Annotated in this window: 1 protein-coding gene; it reads right to left on the bottom strand. The window is 71.0% G+C overall.

The features are described from left to right. A partial coding sequence (locus ACFP9U_RS25215; RefSeq protein WP_378625642.1) for a hydantoinase/oxoprolinase family protein occupies positions 1-894 on the bottom strand: 894 nt, incomplete at both ends.

The following is an 894-nucleotide window of genomic DNA, read 5'->3' as shown; positions in this document are numbered from 1 at the left end:
AAAGGGCATCGGCATCGCTTTCCAACGCACGCCCGCGCCCATCCGGCCGCCGCGCAAAGAGGGCCGCGCCGACGCGCGCGGCCGCAATATCCCAACCCTTCTGCCCTCCCGCCACATGGGCGGCATCCGACGGCGTGAAGCCGGATATCTGAACCAATCCGCGGGCGACGAGCCGCTCCATAACGGCCAATTCCGTGCCCCCGCCGAGAACAGTGTCGAGCGGCAGCGGCGCCGGGCCCAGACGAGCATAGAGCCGCCCTTCGCTGGCGCTCAAACCCGCCGCGTAACGCTCCGGCAACCCGGTCGAGAAGACGAACCGGCCGTCGAGGCGCGCCGGCTGCCCGCGCCGGAGCTGGCGCTCCAGTTGCGGCAACACGGCGCCGGGAAAGAGCGTCTCCGCAAGCGACAAGGGTACGAGGCGGCGCGGGCCGAGGCGCAGGACGGGATCCAGCGTGCCATTTTCCAGCGAAACCTCCGAATCGCCGCCCAGGCCAAAGGTGCGCATGGCCACCGCCTCCACCATAGTGCGGTAGCCGCCCACCATGGCGCCTTGCGGGTCGAGGCGCGGACGCCCCTTAAAGAGCAGCGCCACGTCCGTCGTCGTGCCGCCGATGTCGGCCACGACCGCCTCGTCGATGCCGGTCAGGTGGTGTGCGCCGACGAGACTTGCCGCCGGGCCGGACAGGATGGTCTCGATGGGCCGGACACGGGCGAGATCGGCCGAAACCAGCGCCCCGTCTCCGCGCACGACCATCAGCGGCGCGGTGATGCCGCGCGTCTCCAGAAAGCCGCCCGCCGCTGCGATCAGGCGATCGATGAGCGCGATCAGGCGGGCGTTCAAAAGCGTCGTGAGGGCACGGCGCGGCCCGCCGAGCCGCACCGACAGCTCGTGGC

The sequence above is a fragment of the Nitratireductor sp. GCM10026969 genome (genome assembly GCF_042660605.1).
Taxonomy (GTDB): Bacteria; Pseudomonadota; Alphaproteobacteria; order Rhizobiales; family Rhizobiaceae; genus Chelativorans.
This window is presented reverse-complemented; position numbering and strand designations above follow the sequence as displayed.